The following is a 25271-nucleotide window of genomic DNA, read 5'->3' as shown; positions in this document are numbered from 1 at the left end:
TTTAACTATTTGAATTCAAATTTCATAATCATTATGCCGGCTCACTAACAGGCTTCTGGATAATTTTTTTAACCGCTCTTTTTGTCAGCAGCACAACATTTTCCACATGCGCTGTATGCGGAAACATATCTACCGGCTGGATCCTGCTTACTTCATAATCCGAATCAAGCATCGATAAGTCGCGCGCCTGTGTTGCCGGGTTACAGCTTACATAAACAATTTTTGGGGCACCGATAAATAACAAGGTATTGATTACGTCTTCATGCATGCCTGCTCTCGGCGGATCTGTAATGATCACATCCGGGCGCTGATGCTGCGCAATGAATTCTTTATTTAAGACATCTTTCATGTCACCCGCATAAAACAACGTGTTATCGATGTTGTTTATCTTCGAATTTACTTTTGCATCTTCGATTGCATCGGCAACATATTCAATGCCGATAACCTGTTTCGCTTTTTTTGCAACAAAATTTGCAATGGTTCCTGTACCGGTATATAAATCGTATACCACTTCATTGCCCGTTAATCCGGCAAAGTCGCGCGTTACTTTATATAATTCGTATGCCTGATCAGAGTTTGTCTGGTAAAAAGATTTTGGTCCGACACGGAAGATCAATCCTTCCATTTCTTCCTGTATGTAGCCAGGACCGTGGAAGACATGCACATCCAGATCGGAATAGGTATCATTCTTTTTTGTATTGATAAAATATACCAGCGAAGTGATCTGGGGGAATGTAGTGATCAGATGTGAAAGTAATCCCTGAATGGCTGGTTTGTTATCTTCTCCAAACTGCACCAATACCATAACTTCATGTGTGTTTGTGGTACGGATGATCAGATTACGCATCAACCCTTCGTGTGCACGGACATTATAAAAGGTTAGTCCATGTTTTAATGCATATGCTTTTACTTCCAGGCGGATTGAATTAGAGGGTTCAGGCTGCAGGTGGCATGTTGAAATATCAATCACCCGGTCAAATTTTCCCGGAAGGTGAAACCCTAATCCATACAGAGTATCATGTTCAAGGCTCATTTCTTCTTCCAGCAGCCAGCGTTTGTTAGAGAAGGTAAAATCAAGCTTGTTACGGTATTCATATGTTTTGCCTGAACCTACAATCGGCATGATCTCCGGTATCTCAATTTTACCCAACCGTTCGAGGTTGTCTTTTACCTGTTTCTGTTTGAAATGTAATTGCGTACTGTAATCGATGTGTTGTAATTTACAGCCTCCGCATAATCCAAAGTGCTGGCATTTAGCTTCTACACGATGTTCCGATGGTGTAATGATTTTATAAACGTTGGCTTCTCCGAATTTCTTCTTTTTAAAATGTGTTACTTTTAAATCTACAACATCTCCCGGAACTGTTCTTTCCGAAAAAATAACAATGTTGTTGTATCTGCTTACACATTTACCTTCTGCGCCTAATTCTTCAATCGCTACAGATTCTAATATTTGACCTCTTTCTAACATAAGGCTACAAAAATACGGAATATATTTGTTCTAATTTATCCGGTAGATACTTTTTAGGATTTGAAGCGTGGCATAACGAGTTATTTACATGTTTTTATTACGATAAAGCGGGTGATAGGAACGGGTTGTTAGCAGAAATAGCGGGAACTTTCTGGAAAAATCAGCGTAAAGCGTATATTCAGGTATCTTTTGAGGGAAAGTATGGATAAATTGTTGTTGAGGTTACTATTCTTCCTGGTAACGGCATTGTTTTTTCAGTTCAATGGCTACGCTACACACATCGTTGGAGGGGATATTTTTATCCGATGGACAGGAACAGATAATCGTTACCAGATCATATTAAATAAATATGTAAATGAAAGAGGTTATTATCAGGAAATTTATGGTCCGGACGCTATTGAAACAGTTACGCTTGAATTTTCAAATGGTAATAATACTACAGTTATCCGCACAGAATATCTAGCGTTGATATCGAATACACTTCTGGTCAATAACAATAATTATTGTGTCAATTCAACTATTGTTAAAACAAGTTTACAGGTGTATCAGAGTGTTGTAACCCTGAATGAATTTAATTCCTATGATGCATGTAAAGTAAGGTGGGTGCAGTGCTGCAGAAGTTCGGATATTACAAATATTGCCAAATTGTATAGTAGCAGTAGCAATAGTTATAGTCAAGAACAGGAGATATTTTTATTTACAACAAAATACGAAGGGAAAATAAAAAACACAACGCCATTTTTCAAACGCTTAAATAACGAATATTTTTGTCTGGATGCACTCAATACATTTGATATGAGCGCAGCAGATGCAGAAGGAGATAGTCTGGTATATAGTTTAGTTTCACCACAGGAATCAAACGGCCGCAACGTACAATGGCTTAGCGGATACAGCGGCAACAGCCCCGTTCCGGGAACGGTTCCTATGCGTATTGACAAACATACCGGGCAAATGATATTTAATCCTTCGCAGTCTGGTACATTTCTTTTTGGCATCAGAGTATTCGAATACAGAAATAACATATTGCTGAGTGAAGTACGTAAAGATTTTCAGTTTAATGTGCAGTCATGCGCTCCAAATAATAAACCTGTTATTGATTTTGGAAACACCCCACTTCATACAGGCGCTGTTATTGAAGTACCGGTCAAAGGTGAAAGCTGTATCCCCATTTACATAACAGATGTTGATGCATCACAATTCGGCAGGAGTGAATTTATCAATGTAAGAACGACAAGTGATTTTCCGTCAGGAAAATGGAATTTTATCAATCAATTAACATTGAATCCGGTTGATGATACCATTGTTTCGAACCTGTGCATCAATCCCTGTTTGATGGAGCAACTCAAAGCAACAACAGATTTTAACTTTCATATTATTATTAATGATATACGCTGCCCGGCACAATATGATACGCTCGATTTTATAGTAAAAGTGCTTGTGCCGCAAAATGCAGTACCTGAAGTTTTCATTTCTCCATCGCTTAATCCGCAGGTGGTGCGCGTTGATTCACTGCTTACGTTTGATGTGTTTGGTGCAGATGCAGATCCTGCAGATGTATTATCCCTTACCATACAGAATGCACAACGCAGCATGAATTTTCAAAATGTTTTTGACAGTACTTCTACGATCCGTTCAACGTTTAGCTGGATACCCAACTGCAATGACCTGTACCCGGGTATATATGATATTTATTTTTTAATAAACGATAACAGCTGTATTTATGGACACGCAGATACGGTGCAGCAACGCATTGTTGTATTCGAAAATGAAGTTTCCTTTGCTGGAATGGAGATTACAAATTTGGTAACACCAAACGGAGACGGGTTAAATGATTTTTACCAGGTGCGTGACATTCCCGTTGGCAACTGTTCAAAATATTTCAAAGGCATAGAAATATACAACCGCTGGGGATCACGTGTATACTATAGTCAGGATAGGTTTTTTCAATGGTTTCCCAAGGAAAGTGATGGTATCTACTATTATTCCATTGATCTGAATGATGAAGTAAAAAAAGGATGGATCCAAGTTACCCGGTAGGAAGCCTTTATTCAGTAAAGGGTTTTATTTTATTTATTTGACTCCATAAAAATGGAATAGTTTAATTTTTTACAGATATTTTTATATTAAAAACACTCTAATACCCTCATTTTGGATATTTTATAAAATAAACTATGGAAACTATTGATATGTAAAAAGTTTCCATAGTTTTGCATTGGTAAAAGTGAAAAGCCAATGGATGAAATGAAAAATAGAATTATTTCAGGAGCGGAATCTTTATTCCTGGCTTATGGAGTAAAATCTATCACGATGGATGAAGTAGCTAAAAAACTGGGTGTTTCTAAAAAAACGATTTATCAGCATGTTTCTGATAAAGATGAATTAGTAACATTAGCGGTAAAACTAAGCATGGAAAGTCAGGAATCTCAGGTAGATGTGATCCATGCAACAGCGAAGGATCCGATTGATGAGGTATTGAAATTATCGGAATATATGCGTGGATTGTTTTCAAATATGAATCCGTTTTTGTTAATGGAGATTCAGCGCTATTATCCGAAAGCCTATGAAAACTATCTGAGCTTTAAAGAAAAATGCATCATTAATTCGATGTCAGAAAATTTGAAGTGGGGAATAACGATGGGTTATTACAGAACACAGATCAATATTGATATTTTATCCCGCCTGCGGATGGAGCAGGTAGAATGGGGGTTTAACCCGCGGATATTTAAAGAAGGCAAATATTTCTCAGATGTTCAGATTCAATTGTTAGAGCATTTTCTATACGGGATCTGTACACTGAAAGGACATAAGCTTATTAATAAATACAAACAGATACAGGAAGAAGAATAACGAACACGAACAAACGACTATATACTAATACGAACTATGAAGAAGCTATCAATTTTATCTTTACTCGTCGCCATGATTTTTTATCATGGTGCGCAGGCACAGCAGGACTCCGTTTTTACACTGGATGAATGCATCAATTATGCCTTTACAAATCAGGCAGATGTTAAAAATGCCTCACTGGACCAGCAGATTTCAAAGAACAAAGTGAATGAAACACGGGCCTATGGTTTGCCTCAGATTAATTTTGAAGGGAGCAGCATGTATAATGTTGCGTTGCAGCCAATGTTCATGACAAATGAAACGGCTAATCAATTTATCAATGGAGGCGCGCCTTTACCGCCAGGGGTTGATCCGAATGGTACGCGTGTTATCCCGAATCTGTTTCAGTTGAAAGCGTCAAATACAGCAACACTGAATGCTTCTCAGATTATATTTGACGGTTCTTATCTCGTTGGATTAAAAGCTTCAAAAACATATAACGAGCTTGCAACAAAATCCATGACACAAACAAAAATTGAGACGACAGATAAAATAACGAAAGGATTTTACCTGGTTTTAATTAATGAACAACGTATGAAATTGCTGGATGCTAATATTGCGCGTATTGATACTTCGTTAAAACAATTGAAAGAAGTAAATAAAAGCGGTTTTGCCGAAGGTCTTGATGTTAACCGTCTGGAAGTAACTTCAAACAATTTAAAAACAGATCGTCTGAATGTTCAGAACCAATTGATTCTTACCTATGCATTGTTGAAATACCAGATGAGCTATCCGGTAAATCAGGAATTGAAATTGAGCGGTACACTGGATGAATTAGTGGCACGTTTAAATACAGTAAGCAATCCTTCTACCGGTGCCTTTGATTACAATACGCGTATCGAATATTCTTTATTGAAAACGCAGAAAAGGCTGGAAGAATTGAATTATAAAAATACACGGGCGCTTAGCTATCCGAAACTGGTTGCTTTTGGTACAGCCGGAATTATAAACATGAATAACGACTATATGAAATTATATTCAACCAAATATTATGGATATGGGTTTGTAGGCGCAAAACTTACCGTGCCGATCTTTACAGGTGGTAATCACTATTACCAGCAGCAGGGGGCTAAACTTAAAGTAAAGAAGGTTGAAAATAACATGGAACTTATGGAAGACGCGATTGATCTTCAGGTACAGCAGACAAAGATTATACTGGATAACAACCTGGAAAATATCAAATCGCAGAAACGCAATTTAGAATTAGCTGAGCAGGTGATTAAACAAACAAAAATCAAATACGATGAAGGCGTTGGATCAAACCTGGAAGTAGTTGATGCAGAGAATTCATTTAAAAACGCACAGACAAATTATTACGATGCGGTATACAATGCACTCGTTTCATTAATTGATTATCAAAAAGCAACAGGATCATTATTTACAGAATAATTCTTTTAGAATATTTTACTCTTAAAAAAACATTCGTTATGAAAAACAGAACATATACATATTTAAGTTTAAGCTTGCTGGCAGTAGCCATTTCATGCGGTGCACCGGATAAAAAAGCTGAGTTGGAAAAATTGAAATCAGAACAGACTACGTTAGCTGAAAAGATAAAAACACTAGAAGAAGAAATTAAAAAAACGGATACATCGGCAGGAGCGGCAACAAAATATATTGTTGTAGGTTTTGAACAGGTGAAGAAAAAACCATTCACACATTATCTTCAGATTCAGGGTAAAATTGATTCAGATAAAAATGTTGAGATCAGTTCTTCTGTAGGTGGTTCTGTAGACCAGGTTTATGTTGTAAAAGGACAGCAGGTACAAAAGGGTGCATTGCTTGCTAAAACAGATGGCGATCAATTAATGAAAGGTATTCAGGAAGTAGACAAACAACTTGAACTCCTGAATCAGTTATATGATAAACAAAAACGGTTGTGGGATCAGCAGATCGGAACGGAAGTTCAGTATTTAAATGCGAAGAATCAGAAAGAAGCAGCAGAAAGCAGAAAAGCTACGTTACAGGAACAATATTCAAAAACATCCATTCGCGCACCGTTCTCAGGTGTAATTGACGAGGTGTATACGAAAGAAGGACAAATGTTAGCGCCCGGCATGCCTGCATTCAGATTGGTAAATACAGGTGATCTTAAATTAGTTGCTGCTGTTTCTGAATCTTATGTAAGTAAAGTGAAAGTAAATCAGGAAGCGATTGTTACGTTCCCGGACATCAATAAGGAAATCAAAACACGTGTGAAAGTAGTTGGTGATGTGATTGATCCGACAAACAGAACGTTCCAGGTTGATCTTGATCTGAAACAGGATAAAAATCTGCTGAAAGCAAATATGATTTCCTATATCAAGATCAAAGATTATTCAAATCCAGCTGTGATTGTAATTCCTGTAAATCTTGTACAGCGCAACAACGACAAAAATTATGTATATGTTGTTGACGGAAATATTTCTGCAAAGCGTTTCATAACACTTGGACAGTATTATGATAACTCTGTAGAGGTATTAGACGGTTTGAAAGAAGGTGAAAAATTGATCACGATCGGGTATCAGGACTTAGTAGAAGGCCAGCCAATTAAATTTGAATAATCAGTATAACTCAATAGATATATATGTGCAGTCATTTTGCACACAAATAATAATCTTACACATATGAAAGAGTTTAAAGTCAGTAGCTGGTCCATTGATAATAAGACAAGTATTTATGTACTCACCATCATCCTTTCGATTTTTGGTTTGATGTCTTATTTCAATATGCCCAAAGAGCAATTCCCTGAGATCGTATTTCCTCAGATGTATGTTGCTACCATATATCCCGGTACTTCGCCAAGTGATATGGAGAAGTTGGTTACCAAGCACATTGAAAAACAGGTAAAGGGTATTTCCGGTGTTAAAAAAATCACCAGTAATTCCATCCAGGATTATTCAAGTGTATTGGTAGAATTCAATACAGATGTGGATGTAAATATTGCGAAACAGAAAGTTAAAGATGCGGTAGATCAGGCGAAGAATGATTTACCGACAGACTTACCGGATGATCCGCAGGTAATTGAAGTAGACGTTTCTCAGGTTCCGATCATGGGTATCAACCTTTCGGGTGATTATGAATTAAGCAAACTTAAAAAGTATGCGGATGATATGCAGGATCAGATCGAATCGATGAGAGAGATCCGTCGTGTAGACATCATCGGAGCACCGGAGCGTGAGATTCAGATCAACGTGGATAAATACAAAATGGAAGCGGCGAATATTACATTTTCGGATATTGAGCGCGCTGTACAAAGCCAGAACTTAACGATCTCCGGCGGTACCATTAAAATGGATGGTATCAAACGAAACATTACTGTTACAGGTGAATTTGATGAGATGGATCAGATCAATAACCTCTTGATCTTATCACAGTCAGGCGCTAAAACATATCTGAAAGACATTCTTGAGAATGGTGGTGTAAAAGACACGTACAAAGAAGCAGAAAGCTTTGCCCGTTTGAATGGTAAGAACGTAATTACCCTGAACGTAATTAAACGCGGCGGGATGAACCTGATCGATGCTTCTGATAAAATTCAGGAATTGATTGCAAACCAGCAAAAGACAAAATTACCGGATGGTTTAAAAATAACGATCACCGGTGACCAGTCGGATGCAACACGTACAACCCTGCATGATCTGATCAATACGATCATCATTGGGTTTATCCTTGTAGTTATCATCTTAATGTTCTTCATGGGTACAACCAACGCCATCTTTGTTGGTTTGTCTGTACCATTATCCATGGCGATCGCATTCATTGTTCTGCCTACGATGGGCATCACGCTGAATATGATCGTACTCTTTGCCTTCCTGCTCGCACTCGGTATTGTGGTGGATGATGCGATTGTGGTTATAGAGAATACGCACCGTATCTATGAAAACGGAAAAGTTCCGATCAAGCAGGCTGCGAAACAAGCGGCAGGCGAGGTATTCATGCCGGTATTCTCCGGTACGATGACTACATTGGCTCCATTCGTTCCGTTGTTATTCTGGAAAGGGATCATTGGTAAGTTCATGTACTTCCTGCCTGTTACATTGATTGTAACCTTGCTTGCATCGTTATTGGTTGCATATATTATCAACCCGGTATTTGCGGTTGATTTCATGAAGCCGCACGCGCATGATGAAAGCCATAAAAAAATTACACGTGGTTATATCATTACGATGATTGTATTTGCTGTTATCGCTTTATTAGGTTATGCAGCAGGTTCATTCGGTTTTGGTAATTTTGTGGTTGTTCTTGCGCTTCTGTATTCATTAAATAAATTTGTACTCATAGATGTGATCCAGCATTTCCAGGACGATATCTGGCCGGGTGTACAAAATAAATATGAAAAAGTGCTTGAGTGGTGTCTGGTTGGTGCAAGACCTTTCCTATTGTTAGGTGGTATTGTTTTCATGTTTATCTTTTCAATTATCTTAACAGGTATTGTTAAACCTAAAGTGGTTTTCTTCCCGTCAAGTGATCCGAATTTTATTTACGCATACATCAATTTACCGATTGGTACGGATCAGTCTTATACAGATTCGATCTCTCAGGTAGTTGAAAACCGCATTTTTAAAGTCATTGGCCACGAGAACCCTATTGTATCTTCAGTCATTACGAACGTTGCGATCGGCGCGGGTGATGCAAATGAGATGGATTTAAGTACGGCTCCGCACAAAGCAAAAGTAACGGTTGCTTTTGTTGAGTTTGCACACCGTAAAGGTGAATCAACAGTACCTTATTTGGGCAAGATCCGTGAGGCTGTGAAAGGTATTCCCGGAACACAGATCATCGTTGATCAGGAACAAGGCGGTCCGCCAACGGGTAAGGAGATCAACATTGAAATTATTGGTGATGATTACGATGAATTGATTGAAGTTTCTGAAAAGTTAAAAAGAACGATTGATAATTCAGGTATCCAGGGAATTGAAGATCTGAAATCGGATGTTGTTAAAAACAAACCGGAAATTGTAATTGACATTGATAAAGAGAAAGCTAATGCAGAAGGTGTTTCTGTAGCCCAGATCGGTATGGAATTACGCTATGCAGTGTTTGGAAAAGATGTTTCTAAATTCCGTGATAAGGATGATGAATATGATATTGAATTGAGATACACATTCGGTCAGCGGACAAACATCGATGATCTGATGAATTCAAAAATTACGTTCCGTGATATGAACATGGGTGGCGCGATCCGCCAGATTCCTTTATCATCTATTGCGAAAGCGCGTTTTGACAATTCATATGGCGGTATCAAACGTAAAAATCAGCGTCGTATCGTAACGTTATCATCTAACGTATTATCCGGTGCCAATTCAAATGAAATCAATGCAGAGATCAAAAAACTGATCCCTGGCTTCAAGAAGCCGACAGAGGTATTGATTCAGTTAACAGGTGCACAGGAAGAACAGGCTGAAACAGGGGCATTCCTTGGAATGGCTATGCTGACTTCATTCATCATGATCTTATTCATTCTTGTAACACAATTCAACTCGATCAGTAAACCGTTGCTGATTATTTCTGAAATCGGATTCAGTGTTATTGGGGTATTGCTGGGGGTAGCTATTTTCGGAATGTCTATTTCGGTTGTAATGACTGGTGTTGGTATCATTGCACTCGCAGGTATTGTAGTTCGTAACGGTATTATCCTGGTTGAGTTCACCGATATTATCATGGAAGAAGGCCACGACCTGAAATACGCGATCGTTCACGCAGGTAAAGTGCGTATGACGCCGGTATTGCTTACGGCTACGGCAACCATTCTTGGTTTGATTCCATTAGCTGTAGGTCTGAATATCGACTTCGTACGGTTATTCGCAGAAGGTAATCCGCATATTTTCTTTGGTGGCGACAGCGTTGCATTCTGGGGCCCTCTGGCATGGACAATGATTCACGGGTTAGCTTTTGCTACGTTCTTAACATTGATCTTAGTACCGATCATGTACTATATCAACTACAAAGCCAGCAGAAAAATTAAAGGCTGGTTTGGCGTTAAGGTGGAGAAACTGTCGTAAAGGCGGAACGCCTGAAGCTAAAGGCTTAAAGCTAAAAAAGGTCGTCCCGCTCATCAGCGGGGCGGCTTTTTGTTTTATAAAGTATTTGTTACAAAGAACTTTTAGCTCAAGGCTTAACGCGAAAAGCTTAAAATTAAAAAAGGTCGTCCTGCAAATAGCGGGACGACCTTTTTACTTATCATATTTATTAGAAAGAAACTTTACGGTTAAACGCTGCTCTTAACCATTGAGCTTTTAGCGTTAGGCCTTGAACATTCCGCTTTAAGCTTACTCGCCATCAATAAACCTTTTCTGTATCGGCGCATACGAATCAATGCGTCTGTCACGCAGGAAAGGCCAGTGAGTACGGTAATAATCGGTTTGAGACATATCAATTTCCTGTACATGGATCTCTTCTGTTAAATGCGGTGCCTGGTATAGTACGCGGCCCTGCGCATTGGATACAAAGGAGCCGCCCCAAAACTGCATGCCGGCTTCAACTCCGGTTCTGTTAACGGATACAACAGGTGTGCCGTTAGCAACCGAGTGCGAACGCTGAATCGTTTGCCATGCATTGTACTGATCGGTATTGACTTCTTCTGTCTGGTGGTCTGCCCAGCCGATAGCGGTCGGGTAGAAGAGGATGTCTGCACCCATTAAAGACGTAATACGTGCAGCTTCCGGATACCACTGGTCCCAGCAGATCAACACACCTACGGTAGCAAACTTTGTTTTGAAAACTTTATATCCAAGATCACCAGGTGTGAAATAGAATTTTTCATAATAACCCGGATCATCCGGAATGTGCATCTTGCGGTACTTACCCAAATAACTGCCGTCCGCATCGATCACTGCTGTTGTATTATGATACAGACCTTCTGCACGTTTTTCAAACAGTGAAGCGATGATCACTACACCCAGTTCTTTCGCCAGCGCCTGAAACGCATCCGTAGCCGGACCGGGAATTGATTCTGCTAATTTGAAATTGTCGTAATCTTCTACATCACAAAAGTAGAGTGAACCGAACAATTCCTGCAGGCAAATGATCTGCGCACCTTTCGCGGCTGCTTCACGGATGCCTTGTACATTCTTTTCAAAATTGTCTTTAACATTGCTGCTGCAGGACAATTGAACCAAACCAACGTTTACTTTCTTATTCAATTTTTTATAAGATTAGTTTCTGAATTTAAAATTAACAGTATTTAAAGGGAAATAAAAGGAACAGCAAGAGTTTAACCATTCCTTATTCTTCCTTGTTGCACTCTATTTCCACGGTAACTCCAAGAATAGGATTTTGTAAGAACTTAGGAGTGATGCTTTTACGGATTTCTACCTGCAGTATAACCTTGTTTTGATAATCCAGGGAGATGATCTGTCCATTGAATTCTTTTACCATCCGCATTACTTCGCCTTGAAGAGCAGCTTCAAAGGTAATGTGCAGGGTGTCTGAAAGGTATTTTTCAAGGATGGTTGCTTTGTTCAGGCATGCTTTGGCTGATTCTTTGTATGCCTCAATCAACCCGCTTACTCCTAATTTAGTTCCACCAAAATAACGCACAACTACTACCAGCGTCTGTGTTAAATTTTTAGACCGGATCTGGTTTAAAATCGGCGTGCCTGCAGTATGTGCTGGCTCTCCGTCGTCCTGGCATTTCATGACCCGGTCTTCTGTACCGATGATGTAGCCGTAGCAAACATGGCGCGCATCGTAATATTTTTTTCGTGTTTCCTGAAGGATTTCTTTTATTTCCTGCTCAGTAGAAACCGCATACGAGAAGGTCAGAAATTTGCTGCCTTTCTCTTTGTATTCAGCAGTTGTAGATGCTGCAATGGTAAAATAAAAATCATCCTTCATATTAAGCTTTGATCAGATATAATAAGAGAATGGATGTTGAAGCAAGTGCCAAACCAAGGATAAGCTTTGCCGTAAATTTTTCTTTAAAGAAGAGATAGGAAATAAGTGCTGTAAATAAAATGATGGAAAGGTTAAGCATTGGGAAAACAAAGGATCCATCGTGCTGAAAATAGTTCAGTGTTTTTAATAAATAATACACCGAAAAATAATTGGGTATACCTAATGCAATACCGCTGAGTATGGCTTTGGATTGAAACGAAGATTTTTTGAATAGTAACAGAATAAGTAAGGTGAGCGTACCCCAGCTTGCGGCAGCTGTAAAGGTATGCAGTGAAAACAATCCTATACTTTCCGGATGTGCGATATGCCCGTTAACATACAGGATCGCCAGATCTAATAAACCTGCTGATATAAATACAAGCCAGGGCAGGTAACGGTTTGATGCTGTCACATTGGTTGAAATTGATCCGGCATTTTTTTGTGTTACCAGATACACCGCAACAATGCCCAGCAGAAAAGCTATTACCTGCATCCAGCTGAATACAGCCATGCCGGTAATAAGTGCAAAGCATGCGGGAATGACCATGGATAGTTTATTCGCCATTGTAGTAGGTGTTAAACCTGCCCGATGAGTAGATGTGCCGATCAGAAAAAAGGAAGGAAGAAAACAACTGCCAAGCAGGCTTGCAGCAACTACCGTATCCATGTGTTTTATGTAATGCGTTTCCGTAAGGCTATTGTACTGATGTATCACGCCGGTAACAGAGCATGTTACATAGTTCCATACAATACTTTGAAATATATCAATTTTCAGATTACTGTATAACCGAAATAAAATGAACAGAGCAGACGTACAAAGGATGGTTAAAAAGAGATAGGTCATTGCTTACAGGTAAACGATTGCAGCGTATTTACGACAATTCGTGTAAATCACTATATTTACCAAAGTTAAAGAATTTCTATGTTGGAAAAACCTCATTGGATACATTTTACGGGAATCGGTGACGAAGAAGTAGGATATATTTCGGTTGCGCAAAGTAACCGTCATGTGCCTTTTGAGATCAAACGGGTGTATTGGGTATATCATACCCCTGAATACATAGAACGCGGCAACCATGCACACAAGGCATGCCGGCAGATCTTAATAGCCGCCGCCGGTGCTGTTGACGTTGAACTGGAAAATATACGGGGTGAAAAAGAACTATTTCAACTCCATGCGCCGTCGATGGGGCTGTTTGTTCCGGTAATGCACTGGCGCAGAATTCGTCTGTCAAAAGGTGCGGTATTGTTATGCCTGGCGTCACATGATTTTGAAGAAACAGATTATATCCGCAGTTATAATGATTTTGCTGCTTATAAAAAGTAACATATGATCATCGAATCGAATCGGCTGGATACGGAAACAGCACATTTTTTATTCAACCAGAATAGATATTTACAGGCAAATAGTTTAACGGCTTTAACGTTTGCAGATAAGGCATCCTCGCCGATGTGTTTCATTAACATGATTGAAGCATTGCCCAAAATGTATATAAGCGGCTTGCGCGCACCCTTTGCCGGTATTGAATGTTCGGATACAAACGCGCTGGATACATTGGTAAAAGAACTTGTAGAAACTTACCGCAAACGTGGCGACGGAGAAATATTCATAAAACAAGCACCGGTTTTTTACCACACAGCAGTAGCTGCAGATATTGATGCAGCCTTACGCAGCAATGGATTTAAACTTTTGCATACAGATGTTAATCAGTATTTACCTGTTGATGCAGCTAAATCATTTATAGGCAGCATTGATTACCAGAAACGCAGATCGCTGCGGATACTAAAACAGAAAGGCGCGCAGGCAGTATTTTTTAATGCCATAGAATCAGATATCTGGTATGCGCTGTACCTGAAATCACGAAAGTATAAAAATTACCCTGTTACGATTTCAAAAGAACAATACGATTTACTCAGTACAAAACTTCCCGATGCTTATCGGTATGTAGGGGTATTTTTAGACGGTAAACTTATTGCCAATGCTGTGTGGGTACAGGTTACAAAAGATATTGTATATTATTTTCTGGCGGCTTCAGACCCGGATTATGATGTGTTTAGTCCGTCTATTATGTTGATTGAGGCCCTATACGACCGGGCCTGTGCCGAAGGTATTAAAATCATTGATCTGGGTGTTTCTTCCATTGAAGGCGTGTTAAACGAAGGCCTCCATTTTTTTAAACGCAATGTCGGGGGGATTGATTCTCAGAAAAATACCTATGGGCTTTTATGTTAAGCGAAACAAGCCTGCAGGCGGATTATATAATTTTGATTTGAATCCGTACCTTTGCTGCGTATGAATCAAATCCGGAACAGCTTTTTTTCTTTAATCAGTATCTTTTTAAACGTAGCCTTTGGGTTTGTCTACAATAAAATCGTATCTGTTTATTTTGGTCCGATCGGTTTATCCTTATTAACACACTATCAGAATTTAGTTGCCTTCTTCATGCACATTCCGCAGGAAGGAATTCATAAAGCGTTCATCAATCAGCTGACGCAGGAAGAGGACAGTAAAAAATATACAGGAAAAATTATTGTTCATACGGTTGTATGGAACGTTATTATATTTTTAATGCAATGGGTGTGTCTGCTTGTATACATGTATTGGGCCGAATCGCCGCTGGAAGAATTATTCGTTGACTGGAAAGCTTCTTTGCTGATCGGTGTTTCTTTTTTTCTTTTTGTATTGAATTTACTGGCATCTTCGTGGATGGTAGCACGCCATAAGCTGAAACGCTATGCCGTTTATACTTTTTTATTGGGCATTACATCGGTGATTGGTATGTTCTGTTGTGTATACTTTAATGTTTCACATTCTTTATACTGGATTATTTTAGCCGTTACGTTATCGAACTTTCCGGTGTTCATATACATGTGCCTTACCGTTTACAGAAAGTTTCATTACTCCTGGAACGATGTAAAAGATCTGTTTGATGGTAAGGATTATTTTATGCCGCTTATCATCATGGGGGCTGTATCGCTCATTTCCGGCAAGTTGCTGGATTATATTGTTCGTGAAATTGCCTTTGATTTAATCGGTCCGTATGAAACCGGCTTGTGGCAATCGGCGGTGAAGATCTCACAAGCGTTTGTATTTTTATGTGGTGCATTTCTATCAACCATCTTTTATCCGTATGCATCAGAGTGCATTAAAGATAAATCAGCCTTACATAATTATGTGAAAAAGTTTATGCTGCTGTATGCTCCTGTTACATTGATTGGTGTAGCAGCGATGTTTATACTGAAAGGATTATTATTTCAGATTTTATTTTCAGAAGAATTCATACAGGCAGATAAATACTTCTTATTGATCCTGATCGGCGATTGGCTGCGTTGTTTGTCGTGGGTAGGCGGCTATTTGCTGATGGCTTCTTCCGATACGCGTCGTTTTATTTTATTTGAAATTATTTCCGGTGTCGTATTTATTCTTGTCTTTATTTTAGGAACGGATTATTTTAGCTGGGAAGTAATGGCGGTGGCAAACCTGATCCGTTACATCGTCTATTCAATACTGATGCTTTTTTATTATAAACGTGTATGGATGCTGAAAGAGAGCCGCTAGTCACCATCATTGGTTTAAGTTACAATCACGCTCCTTATATAAAAGCTGCTTTAATCTCTCTATTTAATCAGTCGTATTCCAACATAGAAATTATTCTGGTAGATGATGCAAGCACCGATGGAAGTGCTGCTATTATTCAGGAATTGATTCAGGGAAAGAATATTGTTTTCATTCAAAACCATATCAATCAGGGTAATTGTATTTCGTTCAACAGCGCTTTGAAAATAGCGAAGGGGAAATATATTGTTGATTTTGCTTTAGACGACATATTGTATCCGGATCGAATCAAAAAACAAGTTAACGTATTAGAAGCGGCAGCTGATAACGTTGGCGTGGTGTTTACCAATGTTGATATTATGGATAAAAAAGGCAATCTGCTTCAAACGCATTATCCGGCGTATTATCATCCTTTGCATAGAACAGCCATTCCGGAAGGTGAGGTGTTTGAAGCTGTATTGAGCAGGTATTACATCAATCCGGTGAGCATGCTGGCTCGCAGAACTGTTTTCGATAAACTGAATGGATACGATGAACAGTTAGCCTATGAAGACTTTGATTTCTGGATCCGTTCGTCCAGACTTTTTAACTATGTGTATTTGCCGGAAATCTTATCTGCCAAACGCCTTACGCCGGATTCGTTATCCGGTTTGTTTTATAAAAAAAACCAGGAACGCATGTTTGCTTCTACGCTGGTGGTTTGTAAAAAGGCATGGTGGCTATGTTCTACCGAATCAGAAAAGAAAGCTCTTGTAGTACGTTGCCGCTATGAGACCAGACAGGCGCTTAACTATGGCTATGGAAAGATTGTTAAAGAATATTTAACGGTACTGAAAGAAGTTGATCCGTACTATTATTTGTATGCTCCTGTGGCATGGGTGTTGCTGTCAGTTAAAAAATACATCTAAAAATATTATATGCTTTCGTCTCAATAAATGATACGGCAATGAAACGCGTCGTATCTTATTAAAAGATCTGCCTTGCTTCATTGCCGTTTTGCTTTAGCTAGCGGTTAATGTTGGTTAAAGCATACAAGATGTTTGAATGCCAGGTTATATAGATAATTAATCTAGAAATATTATCTGAAGAAATAATAAATACCTGTTCCTACGCTTAACGTATTGAAGTTAAAGTATTCCAGATTGGTTGTTGTTGCTTTACTGGTGTTTCCATTATCATCATCTGTTTTACTGATTGTTGAGTTGATGCCAAGTAAATTTCCCAATGAAAATTCAATACCGATTTTTTTGCCTGGCATAAATAATAAACCCGGGCTGATACCTAATTGCATACCGATAGTATTTGTTTTATTCGGACCGTATTCATCGCTGCGCACTACATTTGTTACATTTCCGGAACCATCATATGAAGTTGTTTCTGTATATCCAGATGTTTTTCCTGTACTGTTTTGGAAATTATATGAACCCTTTACAAAAAAATATACTTTGTTGCTATCGTTCAACGGAATATAATATGTTACATACGGCATGACACTGATTCCGGCAGAGGTCGTTTTTGTGTAGGAATAATCAGTAAGCGGAAGAGCATTATACTTATCAGTTGTTTCTGTTGTATTTGCATAACCAACATAGCCAACCTGCGCACCTACCGCGAAACGATTGGAAAGAAAATAACTCACACTTGGCGATACATTAAATGTTGATTGTTTAACAACATATTCAGAATAATATTTATTCGGATTTCCGCTGTTGAAATTATATTCGTTGGATGTTTTATTTGCTGTTATGGCAGACGTAAGGCCAACTGCGACCATGCCCGCACTCAATTGCGCGAAAATATTCTGAGACGCAGCCAGCAGACATGCGGTAATAAAAAGTTTTTTCATAAGGTATGTGTATTTGGGGTTGAAGTGATTTTTTACAATTCAATTACGGCAGACTCACAAATGTGTGTTGGTACAATACCCGTCGATTTAATTTTAGTTTCGGCATCATCAATCCGTGTATTACCCGTCAGCACAAGCGCTGTATCGAGTCCGAATTTATTTCCGCCTAATATATCGGTATGCAGTGTATCGCCAACCATCAGAATTTCGCGTTTGCTGATCTCCATTTTTTGCCGCAGCATATCATAGGCAAACATGAACATTTGCGAGTCGGGTTTACCGAAACGGATAAAACGCCTGCCCAAAATACTTTCGATCATGGTAGCAACACCGCCAATAGCAATAGCCACATCCGTTTTGGTTAATGGATAGGTATTATCTGTATTGGCAACAATTGCAGGAATGGTACGCTTACGCAGTAAGTTTACCGTTTTATTGAGGTCATGAAACCAGTTAAAGCCTTCATCATCCAATAAAACCAGCGCATTTACTTCACCGATATTACTATCGTCAATAGCACTTACCGGAAGCATTTTTATGCCATCACTTACCAGGTAGTTTGCAGAGTTTGCTGTACCCAGGTATGCAACAATACCACCGTCTACTTTAAGATCAATGTATTCCTTGGTGATCATTCCCGACGAAATAATTTTATCTGCCGTTATCGAAAACAAGCCAAGCTTGTGATACGAGTCAGCTAATTGTTCCGGACTTCTGGAAGCATCGTTGGTAACAATATAATAATCCTGTCCCTGCGCTTTTAAATAATCAAATGTATTTTCAATGCCGGGCAATAAACCATTGTAGGTTTTTAACACACCAAATGCGTCAAAGAAAATGCATTTGTATTTAGGTAAGAGGGATTTGAATGATTCGATCTGCATACGGTTTCGGTTGTACAGTACTGCTGATGGCAGCGTTGTACGGAATGTAAAATGGTATTAATTTAAGTGTAACGCTTCCAGAATTCTGGTTGCGTCAAAGTCTCTGTCTATAGAAGGCAAGTATATTTCAAACGCTTCAGCCTGTAATTTGCTTGCATACTTTTCATTAAAGAAATAGTTTCCGTCTTTCATTACATAATTTAAGATGAAGAAACGATACCCTTCTTTCAGGAATAAAATTTCATTTTTGGTTAATGGATTTACTTTATGGTATTCCTGTAAGAAAATAATGAAACGGTCTTCCATTAACGGCCCGATTACATAACTGAATACGGTACGGTCGCCTATGTCTGAAACCACACGGCTGAAGAAATAGAAGTCAAGCATGCGGTAGCTCATTCTGAACCAATCGTAGTCCCAGCGGGAGAATAGGTCCAGCTTATCTGTTACAGAGAAATTACCAATATTCCAGTCAATGAATACTGGCATAATATCGAATTCCCGTACTTTTAACTTATTTCTGTTTTTTAAAAACTGTTCACAATGATGTTTCAGATAATCTCCCTTCGCGCGTGTTCCGAATAAGGTTGGATTAGCATCCAGCGATTCCAGCAGTTTATAGATATCGGTGCGGAGTGTCTTGGAAGATTTTGGAATAACGTTTCTTAATTTGGCACAGGCCTTATGAAATTTTCCCATCTGTTCGCCAAGCTTACGGATGTCGGATTCGCTTAAGCGTTTGGGAAGCCTGTGCTGCGTGCGGATCGGGTTATAAAAAACAACCCAGGCATCCATCTTGTTTTCCTGATAACGGAAGGTATATACCTGATTGTTTTTTAACAACGATTTACCTAATACATTTTCAAACGGATATAATAAATTATTAGATAACGCATGAATGATGCGGTGATCCTCTTTGAAGTTTTCGTATTGACCAAAAAAAGAAATTTTTGCAATGACGATATCGTCATCTACAAAGGTAACTCTGTATACGTGATTGGTAGATACCTTTGCACTGATATCTTCAACTTTTTTTATTTCTTTGCTGCTATCAAATCCTTGCCAGGCCTTCGTAATAATGTCTGACAAATTGTTTAATTCCATTGGGGTGTATATGTGTTAATGATTTTAAATAATTTCCATGTAGCGCTTCATTTCCCAATCACTTACGTGTTTGGAAAATTGTCTCCATTCCCATTCACGTGTAGCAGTAAAATGCTGAACAAACGCCTCTCCGAATAATTCTTTTGCTATAGACGAATTTTTCATTAATTGGGTTGCATCCATTAAGTTGGATGCAATAGAGCCGTTGCTTTTGTTGGCATAGCCATTACCTGTAGTAGGGGGAACGTCTAATGAAAGTTTATGCTTAATACCGTATAAACCCGATGCAAGCGAAGCCGCTATAGCTAAATACGGATTGGTATCTGATCCGGAAACACGTTGTTCGAGACGGGCAGTTTTTTTCGAATGATTTAATACACGCAAGGCAGTTGTGCGGTTATCAAAACCCCAGGTGAGGGTTGTGGGCGCCCAGGCACCTTCGACCAGGCGTTTGTAACTGTTCACGGTAGGTGCAAGCATGGGAACAATATGCGGCAGGCAATATAATTGTCCGGCTACATAGTGTTTAAACAGGTCACTCATGTTATGTTCCTGATTCGGATCATAAAATAAATTTTCTGTTTTACCGGTATTCCATAAGCTCTGGTGGATATGACCGCTGCAGCCCGGAAGCTTGTCACTGATCTTAGCCATAAACGTAGCAATGATACCATGTTTATTGGCGATTTCTTTTACAGCGGTTTTTAGTAAGGTTGCTTTATCAGCAGCGCGTACTACTTCATCGTGGAAGTAAGCACACTCATACACACCCGGACCTGTTTCTGTATGCAGCCCTTCCAGCGGAATATCAAATGCACCTAACAGATCAAACAGGTCATTGTAATAGGCATCTTCTAATGAAGGGCGAAGGATTGAATAGCCGAACATGCCGTTGGTTAGAGGAGTGAGGTCGTGAAAGTTTTTTTCAACGAGCGACTGTTGCGTTTCTCTGAAATTAAACCATTCAAACTCCTGTGCAAACGCTGCATGGTAGCCCATAGCAGAGCATTCCTGAGCGATCCTTTTTAATAAAGTACGCGGGCAGATAGGCAAAGCTGTCTGGTCGTTGTTTTTATAATCAGCTAAGAAGAACGGTGTATTGTTTTCCCAGGGAATTAAACGGAATGTAGAAAGATCTATCTGCGCAAGTTTATCGGGGTAACCCGTGTGCCAGCCTGTAGCGGATACATTATCGTAGCCAGCATCTGCACTATCCCAGCCGAAGACAACATCACAAAATCCCAGGCCTTCTTTTAAACCATCTAAAAATTTATCGGTATGAATGAGTTTGCCGCGTAAGACACCATCTATATCTGCAAAGGCAAATTTTATCTTTTGAATGTCATTGTTCTTAATATAATCAACGATTTCTTTTTCAGTCATACGAGCTTAAATTAAAAGGATACTGTACTGAAATGGCAGATAAAAATCTTTCATTTATGCACAATTTAGCATATTTTATATGAAAATTGAGTAATATCTACTTCAAATTATAATAAACCACTAACTGTAAAACCGTGCTATGGAAACTCAGAATTATTCAAATCATATCCGCTATTATACACCACATCATTTCGTGTTTTACCCTGTAGTATTAACCTGTACGGCGGTGTGCATCTATTTGATGTTTGCTCAGCAAGGACAGGTGCTCATCTGGCTGGCATTTACAGGCTTGTTTTTATTACTGGCAGCTTTGTCGTTTATGATGCGTCAGCATTATGCACTGAATAATCAGAACCGCATTGTACGGCTTGAAGTATATTACCGCTATTTTGCAAGCACAGGTAAACGTCTGGATACATTGATTGAACCCCTATCATTCGGCCAATTGGCAGCGTTACGTTTTGCATCTGATGAAGAATTTGTGGCGTTAACGGAACGTACGATCAGCGAAAAACTGTCTCCCGATCACATAAAAAAATCTATTAAGTATTGGAAGCCTGATTATATGCGGGCTTAAGCGTGTGAGGCGGCCCGGCGTTCTGCTTCCTGTTTGATAACGTCATTGCGGTGCTGCAGTAAATTGTGCATGTAACGGGTTAAATAAAGTGTATTGAAAAGCTTGCCAAGGAAACCAAGCGGAGATTCAAATACAAATATATCGGTCATGCGGGTATACGTTTGTTCCCGTTCAAAAATATGTTCGTGTTTCATAGAAGCAAAAGCTCCGTCCGTCATTTCGTCTACAAAATACGTAGGATAGGTAAAGGACGTGATCTTCGTACTGAGTGTTTGCCAGATGCCTAAATGTTTTGCACGCCAGGTAACAGATTCACCCAACCCGATCAGTCCGCTTGTAGTGCCGGCAATAGCCGTTTCGCCGGTATGTTTTGTAGATTCTACATGTACATCAATATCTCTTGAAACGTCAAAGCAAATTTCAAGAGAAGCATGGATCGTTGTTTCAAGTTTTATTCGCGTCATTTACATCTTTTTGGGTGCCGAGATACAAATAAAACGAATATGCCGGAAGCTTCAAAAGCGCAGCGTTATTTCCGTGTACTGCACGTTCTTATTTTTTATAAGTATTTAGTATATAGATTGTTGTGTTCTTTCGGCGAGAATTAATTTGCCAATCTCGGATTCTGTCAATACCTTTAACCTTAGACTTTAAATTAAAACAATGGCAACTACTTCAGATATCTCAAAAGGGTGTTTTTTCAAGCAGGATGGTGAACTGCTAACGGTATTAAGTTACGATCATATTACACCCGGAAAAGGCAATGCAATTTATTCTACTAAATGCCGCAACGTTAAAACGGGTAAACAAAGTGAAGTCCGTTTCAGATCCGGCGAAAAGGTGGATATTGTTCGGGTGACGATTGTTGAAATGCAGTATTTATATGAAGAAGGTGATTCACTGGTTTGTATGAATCAGGAAACATTTGAACAGATATCCGTTCCTAAAGTAGCTTTTGGTGATGCAATTAAATTTGTGAAAGAAGAAATGATTCTTTCAATCCGTTTTGATGATGATGAGCAGCCATTGGATGGTGTACTTCCAAAGCATGTTGAATTGGTTGTTACCTACACAGAGAACGGCATCAAAGGTGATTCAACATCTAAGTCATTGAAAGCAGCAGAGGTTGAAGGCGGCATCAATGTTCAGGTTCCGTTGTTTGTAGAAACAGGGGATAAGCTTCGTATCAATACAGAAACAGGTGAATACGTGGAGCGTGTGAAATAAGTTATTTAAAAAATATATGAAAGAGGAGTGAAGCTGCTGGTTTTACTCCTCTTTTTATTTATAAGGAAATTTTACAAGAATATTTTTTAGTATTAAAGATTAATAGCCATGTTGTATTTTACAATATCGCCATCTTCAAATTTTTCACCTGCTAAAAAATAATTCTTTTTAATTTTAATAATATGATCTTTCAGCGGCGTATCTTCACAACGGTTTGCAGCAACCTGAGCAACAATTTCCCATTTGTTATTTTTTAAACTATACACATATAATTGTCCCCGGCAGCTATGAAACCACAATGGACAAAAGATCAGTTCATGAATGCCGTCGCTGTTTAAATCTCCGATATTTTCTATTTGGCCCCAAACCGATGTGTTGAAAATGATTTCAGGGAGATTACATGAAAATGTGATCCGGTTAAAACACACCGTATCGCAGCCGAAATAAGATTCCAGTGTTCCGTTTACATCAACTTGTTTAACCGTTGGAGGTGTATATAAAAAAGCAGTATCTGCAATACCGTCCGTATTGAGATCACCGCATGCGATCGTATCCCATTGCTCTGGTTCTACTACATGGTTATTATTGGTTGAACTGACAGATGTTGTTGTGTCTGTTTCCGTAATGGTGGTATGGACAGCTGTTTGCTGGTAGCAGCCTGCACTCAATAAAAGTAATAGAAAAAAGTATTTCATAGGTGTTACACGTTATCCCACGAATAATAATTATGTTCCGCATCCAGTGAAAGACCTGTGCGCTGATATAAATTATTTCCAATCGTATTTGATTTTTCAGTTTCAAGCATGAAACCGCAGGCATTGGTTTCCATGCATAATTTTTTTGCTGCATCAATCAAGCGCACAGAGATTCCTTTGCCTCTGTAATTGAAATCAACAAACAGGTCATTGAGCAGCCACAGGCACTTCATTCGGGTAGAGGAGAAGAGCGGGTACAAGTGCACGAAACCAACCAATTTTTTCTGATCCGTTTCTGCTACAAAGATTTCTGATTCCTTATTCTGAAAACGTTCGGTCAGAAATTTTTCAGCCGCAGGCACATCACTTTCTTTTTTATAAAATATTCTGTAAGCATCAAATAATACCGATAGGTGTTGAATATCTGCTGCCTGAATTTTTCTGATGATCATAAATTATAAGGAAGATCTTACCGAATATTTTTTTGCTGAATATACAGATGTTTGATCGGATCTGTATGGTTCTATCTAAAATAGTGAAAGATATCTTCGTGGTCTTTACCGCAACCTCAGCGCTTTTTTCGCTTAATTATAGTATATAAAATAACCGGAAGGAACGCGCATAAAATAATTGATTTGTATACCGTGTTACTTTCCGACAAATGCAATAGCTTCTATTTCCAGCAGATAATCAGGTTGCCCCAGGGCTGCTACAAATAATACCGTTACTGCGGGTGGCTTGGATGCATTACTTAAAAATTTTTGTGCCGCTGCAAACCCTTGCATGGCATCCTGCCCATGTACAAGATTAATATTCAGTTTTACTAAATCGCTGAAAGTAGCGCCGGCAGCCTGCAGCGCTATTTCAATATTCTTCATTACCTGCTCGGTTTGCAACGAAAGATCGCCTTTACCTACCAGTTCGGCTTTACTGTTAACTGCATTTTGGCCGCCGATATAAATCGTTTTGCCGCTTCCCTCTGTAGTTACAACCTGAGAAAATGCCGGGCTTTTGAATAGTCCTTCCGGATTCAGATGTTTTAGCTGATTTTCCATAATAGTAGCTGATTAGGTTTTTAAAGAAACTCCTATATAAAAATAATGAAAAAAATGAAACATAAAAGAGCCGTGAATAATCGATGATCCAACAGTTGCGTGTGTATTTTGCAGCCGGTTTTATTTCTAAACGTACCTGTTCCGTTATTCTAAATGATTTTCTATATACGTAAGGTTTTGCTGATCCGAATCTTCCCATACGATATTGAGTGACCGGGCTATTTTAAAAAAATCAATCCAGTCTTTTGTTTCCAGCTGTATAGATTGGTAGTCGCAAGATTTTTTAATGTTGTTTTCCCTGAATATAATATGAATCGTATTTTTATATATAAAGGGATATTCGATTTTTCCTATGAATATAATTTTTATGATGTCCGTATAAAAGAAATTGTGTTGATGTTTCTTTAAAACATTCCGTACGGTAAGTCTATCCTGGCTGAATTCGTAATAAAAGTATCTTTCTGATAGTACCCAATACATAAATGCAAACAGGGCCGTAAATGTAAAAAGGCAGAGAATGCTTTCAATGTTTCCTATATCCAGGAGTGAAGCATCGGAAGATAAAATCTGATAGAGTAAAATTAATATCACAATCAGAATAAAACATGTCTGAAGCAGGTAAATATCAAAAGGAGTAAATCTGCCCCTGAGTAGAATGTTTTTCTTTTTATTCATTTAATACGAAGATGCTACATCTAACACAGATGTAGCATCGTATGATTTGGGAAAT

Annotated in this window: 24 protein-coding genes; 11 read left to right on the top strand and 13 right to left on the bottom strand. The window is 38.8% G+C overall.

Features of this window, described 5'->3' with window-relative positions; translation table 11 throughout:
• Positions 1 to 31 precede the first annotated feature (31 nt).
• Complete coding sequence (gene rlmD / locus CHU_RS12260; protein ID WP_011585886.1) at positions 32 to 1471, bottom strand: 23S rRNA (uracil(1939)-C(5))-methyltransferase RlmD; 1440 nt, start codon at positions 1469 to 1471, stop codon at positions 32 to 34.
• 201 nt (positions 1472 to 1672) lie between these two features.
• On the opposite strand from rlmD, the gene CHU_RS12255 reads away from it, so the two are divergent.
• The 5 genes from CHU_RS12255 to CHU_RS12235 all read left to right on the top strand — a co-directional run bounded on the left by CHU_RS12255 (position 1673) and on the right by CHU_RS12235 (position 10341).
• Positions 1673 to 3508 carry a gliding motility-associated C-terminal domain-containing protein gene (locus CHU_RS12255; protein WP_041932374.1) on the top strand — a complete coding sequence of 612 codons (1836 nt, stop codon included), beginning with the start codon at positions 1673 to 1675 and terminating at the stop codon, positions 3506 to 3508.
• A gap of 204 nt (positions 3509 to 3712) precedes the next feature.
• Positions 3713 to 4318 carry a TetR/AcrR family transcriptional regulator gene (locus tag CHU_RS12250; RefSeq protein WP_041932740.1) on the top strand — a complete coding sequence of 202 codons (606 nt, stop codon included), beginning with the start codon at positions 3713 to 3715 and terminating at the stop codon, positions 4316 to 4318.
• A 36-nt stretch (positions 4319 to 4354) separates the two neighbouring features.
• On the top strand, positions 4355 to 5746 hold the full coding sequence (locus CHU_RS12245; RefSeq protein WP_011585883.1) for a TolC family protein: 1392 nt from the start codon (positions 4355 to 4357) through the stop codon (positions 5744 to 5746).
• 38 nt (positions 5747 to 5784) lie between these two features.
• A complete protein-coding gene (locus CHU_RS12240; RefSeq protein ID WP_011585882.1) occupies positions 5785 to 6900 on the top strand; it encodes an efflux RND transporter periplasmic adaptor subunit in 1116 nt (371 codons plus the stop codon).
• Between the two features lie 63 nt (positions 6901 to 6963).
• Complete coding sequence (locus CHU_RS12235) at positions 6964 to 10341, top strand: efflux RND transporter permease subunit (RefSeq protein WP_041932373.1); 3378 nt, start codon at positions 6964 to 6966, stop codon at positions 10339 to 10341.
• A gap of 267 nt (positions 10342 to 10608) precedes the next feature.
• Here CHU_RS12235 and CHU_RS12230 read toward each other — a convergent pair whose 3' ends face one another.
• From CHU_RS12230 to CHU_RS12220, 3 genes are all read right to left on the bottom strand, one after another.
• Positions 10609 to 11481, bottom strand: a complete 873-nt coding sequence (locus CHU_RS12230; RefSeq protein ID WP_011585880.1) for a carbon-nitrogen hydrolase — start codon at positions 11479 to 11481, stop codon at positions 10609 to 10611.
• Between the two features lie 82 nt (positions 11482 to 11563).
• Positions 11564 to 12175, bottom strand: coding sequence for a YigZ family protein (locus CHU_RS12225; protein WP_011585879.1), 612 nt, complete (start codon positions 12173 to 12175; stop codon positions 11564 to 11566).
• A gap of 1 nt (position 12176) precedes the next feature.
• Positions 12177 to 12881 (bottom strand): hypothetical protein, encoded by a 705-nt coding sequence (locus tag CHU_RS12220; protein ID WP_238379275.1) that lies wholly within the window; start codon positions 12879 to 12881, stop codon positions 12177 to 12179.
• A gap of 255 nt (positions 12882 to 13136) precedes the next feature.
• On the opposite strand from CHU_RS12220, the gene CHU_RS12215 reads away from it, so the two are divergent.
• Genes CHU_RS12215 through CHU_RS12200 form a run of 4 tightly spaced genes read left to right on the top strand, consistent with a single transcriptional unit; the run spans position 13137 to position 16678 of the window.
• Positions 13137 to 13541 carry a sugar 3,4-ketoisomerase gene (locus CHU_RS12215; protein WP_011585877.1) on the top strand — a complete coding sequence of 135 codons (405 nt, stop codon included), beginning with the start codon at positions 13137 to 13139 and terminating at the stop codon, positions 13539 to 13541.
• 3 nt (positions 13542 to 13544) lie between these two features.
• A complete protein-coding gene (locus CHU_RS12210; protein ID WP_011585876.1) occupies positions 13545 to 14447 on the top strand; it encodes a GNAT family N-acetyltransferase in 903 nt (300 codons plus the stop codon).
• A 60-nt stretch (positions 14448 to 14507) separates the two neighbouring features.
• A complete protein-coding gene (locus CHU_RS12205) occupies positions 14508 to 15773 on the top strand; it encodes an O-antigen translocase (protein ID WP_011585875.1) in 1266 nt (421 codons plus the stop codon).
• Complete coding sequence (locus CHU_RS12200; RefSeq protein ID WP_011585874.1) at positions 15749 to 16678, top strand: glycosyltransferase family 2 protein; 930 nt, start codon at positions 15749 to 15751, stop codon at positions 16676 to 16678. The genes CHU_RS12205 and CHU_RS12200 overlap by 25 nt, the downstream gene beginning before the upstream one ends.
• A gap of 170 nt (positions 16679 to 16848) precedes the next feature.
• Here the strand turns inward: CHU_RS12200 and CHU_RS12195 are convergent, their stop codons facing one another.
• Genes CHU_RS12195 through CHU_RS12180 form a run of 4 tightly spaced genes read right to left on the bottom strand, consistent with a single transcriptional unit; the run spans position 16849 to position 20987 of the window.
• Positions 16849 to 17616 carry a porin family protein gene (locus CHU_RS12195; protein ID WP_011585873.1) on the bottom strand — a complete coding sequence of 256 codons (768 nt, stop codon included), beginning with the start codon at positions 17614 to 17616 and terminating at the stop codon, positions 16849 to 16851.
• 32 nt (positions 17617 to 17648) lie between these two features.
• Positions 17649 to 18500, bottom strand: coding sequence for a TIGR01459 family HAD-type hydrolase (locus CHU_RS12190; RefSeq protein ID WP_011585872.1), 852 nt, complete (start codon positions 18498 to 18500; stop codon positions 17649 to 17651).
• Between the two features lie 57 nt (positions 18501 to 18557).
• Positions 18558 to 19604 (bottom strand): hypothetical protein, encoded by a 1047-nt coding sequence (locus CHU_RS12185; RefSeq protein WP_011585871.1) that lies wholly within the window; start codon positions 19602 to 19604, stop codon positions 18558 to 18560.
• A gap of 24 nt (positions 19605 to 19628) precedes the next feature.
• The gene (locus CHU_RS12180) at positions 19629 to 20987 is read right to left on the bottom strand and encodes a glutamine synthetase family protein (RefSeq protein ID WP_011585870.1); all 1359 of its coding nucleotides are present in this window, start codon (positions 20985 to 20987) and stop codon (positions 19629 to 19631) included.
• Positions 20988 to 21126: 139 nt separating this feature from the next.
• Between CHU_RS12180 and CHU_RS12175 the strand changes: the two genes are divergently transcribed.
• Positions 21127 to 21564 (top strand): DUF6526 family protein, encoded by a 438-nt coding sequence (locus tag CHU_RS12175; protein WP_011585869.1) that lies wholly within the window; start codon positions 21127 to 21129, stop codon positions 21562 to 21564.
• Here CHU_RS12175 and CHU_RS12170 read toward each other — a convergent pair.
• Positions 21561 to 22028, bottom strand: a complete 468-nt coding sequence (locus CHU_RS12170; protein ID WP_011585868.1) for an SRPBCC family protein — start codon at positions 22026 to 22028, stop codon at positions 21561 to 21563. The genes CHU_RS12175 and CHU_RS12170 overlap by 4 nt on opposite strands.
• Before the next feature lie 199 nt (positions 22029 to 22227).
• Between CHU_RS12170 and efp the strand changes: the two genes are divergently transcribed.
• Positions 22228 to 22791 (top strand): elongation factor P, encoded by a 564-nt coding sequence (gene efp / locus CHU_RS12165; protein WP_011585867.1) that lies wholly within the window; start codon positions 22228 to 22230, stop codon positions 22789 to 22791.
• A 92-nt stretch (positions 22792 to 22883) separates the two neighbouring features.
• On the opposite strand, the gene CHU_RS12160 is transcribed toward efp, so the two are convergent.
• From CHU_RS12160 to CHU_RS12145, 4 genes are all read right to left on the bottom strand, one after another.
• Positions 22884 to 23486, bottom strand: coding sequence for a hypothetical protein (locus CHU_RS12160; RefSeq protein WP_011585866.1), 603 nt, complete (start codon positions 23484 to 23486; stop codon positions 22884 to 22886).
• A 5-nt stretch (positions 23487 to 23491) separates the two neighbouring features.
• Positions 23492 to 23938, bottom strand: a complete 447-nt coding sequence (locus CHU_RS12155) for a GNAT family N-acetyltransferase (protein ID WP_011585865.1) — start codon at positions 23936 to 23938, stop codon at positions 23492 to 23494.
• Positions 23939 to 24133: 195 nt separating this feature from the next.
• A complete protein-coding gene (locus CHU_RS12150) occupies positions 24134 to 24541 on the bottom strand; it encodes a RidA family protein (protein ID WP_011585864.1) in 408 nt (135 codons plus the stop codon).
• A 144-nt stretch (positions 24542 to 24685) separates the two neighbouring features.
• Positions 24686 to 25216 (bottom strand): hypothetical protein, encoded by a 531-nt coding sequence (locus CHU_RS12145; RefSeq protein WP_011585863.1) that lies wholly within the window; start codon positions 25214 to 25216, stop codon positions 24686 to 24688.
• Between the last annotated feature and the right edge of the window lie 55 nt (positions 25217 to 25271).

Source organism: Cytophaga hutchinsonii ATCC 33406 (assembly GCF_000014145.1).
Taxonomy (GTDB): Bacteria; Bacteroidota; Bacteroidia; order Cytophagales; family Cytophagaceae; genus Cytophaga; species Cytophaga hutchinsonii.
The sequence above is the reverse complement of the archived record's forward strand: the minus strand, read 5'-3'. Positions and strand labels throughout refer to the sequence as shown.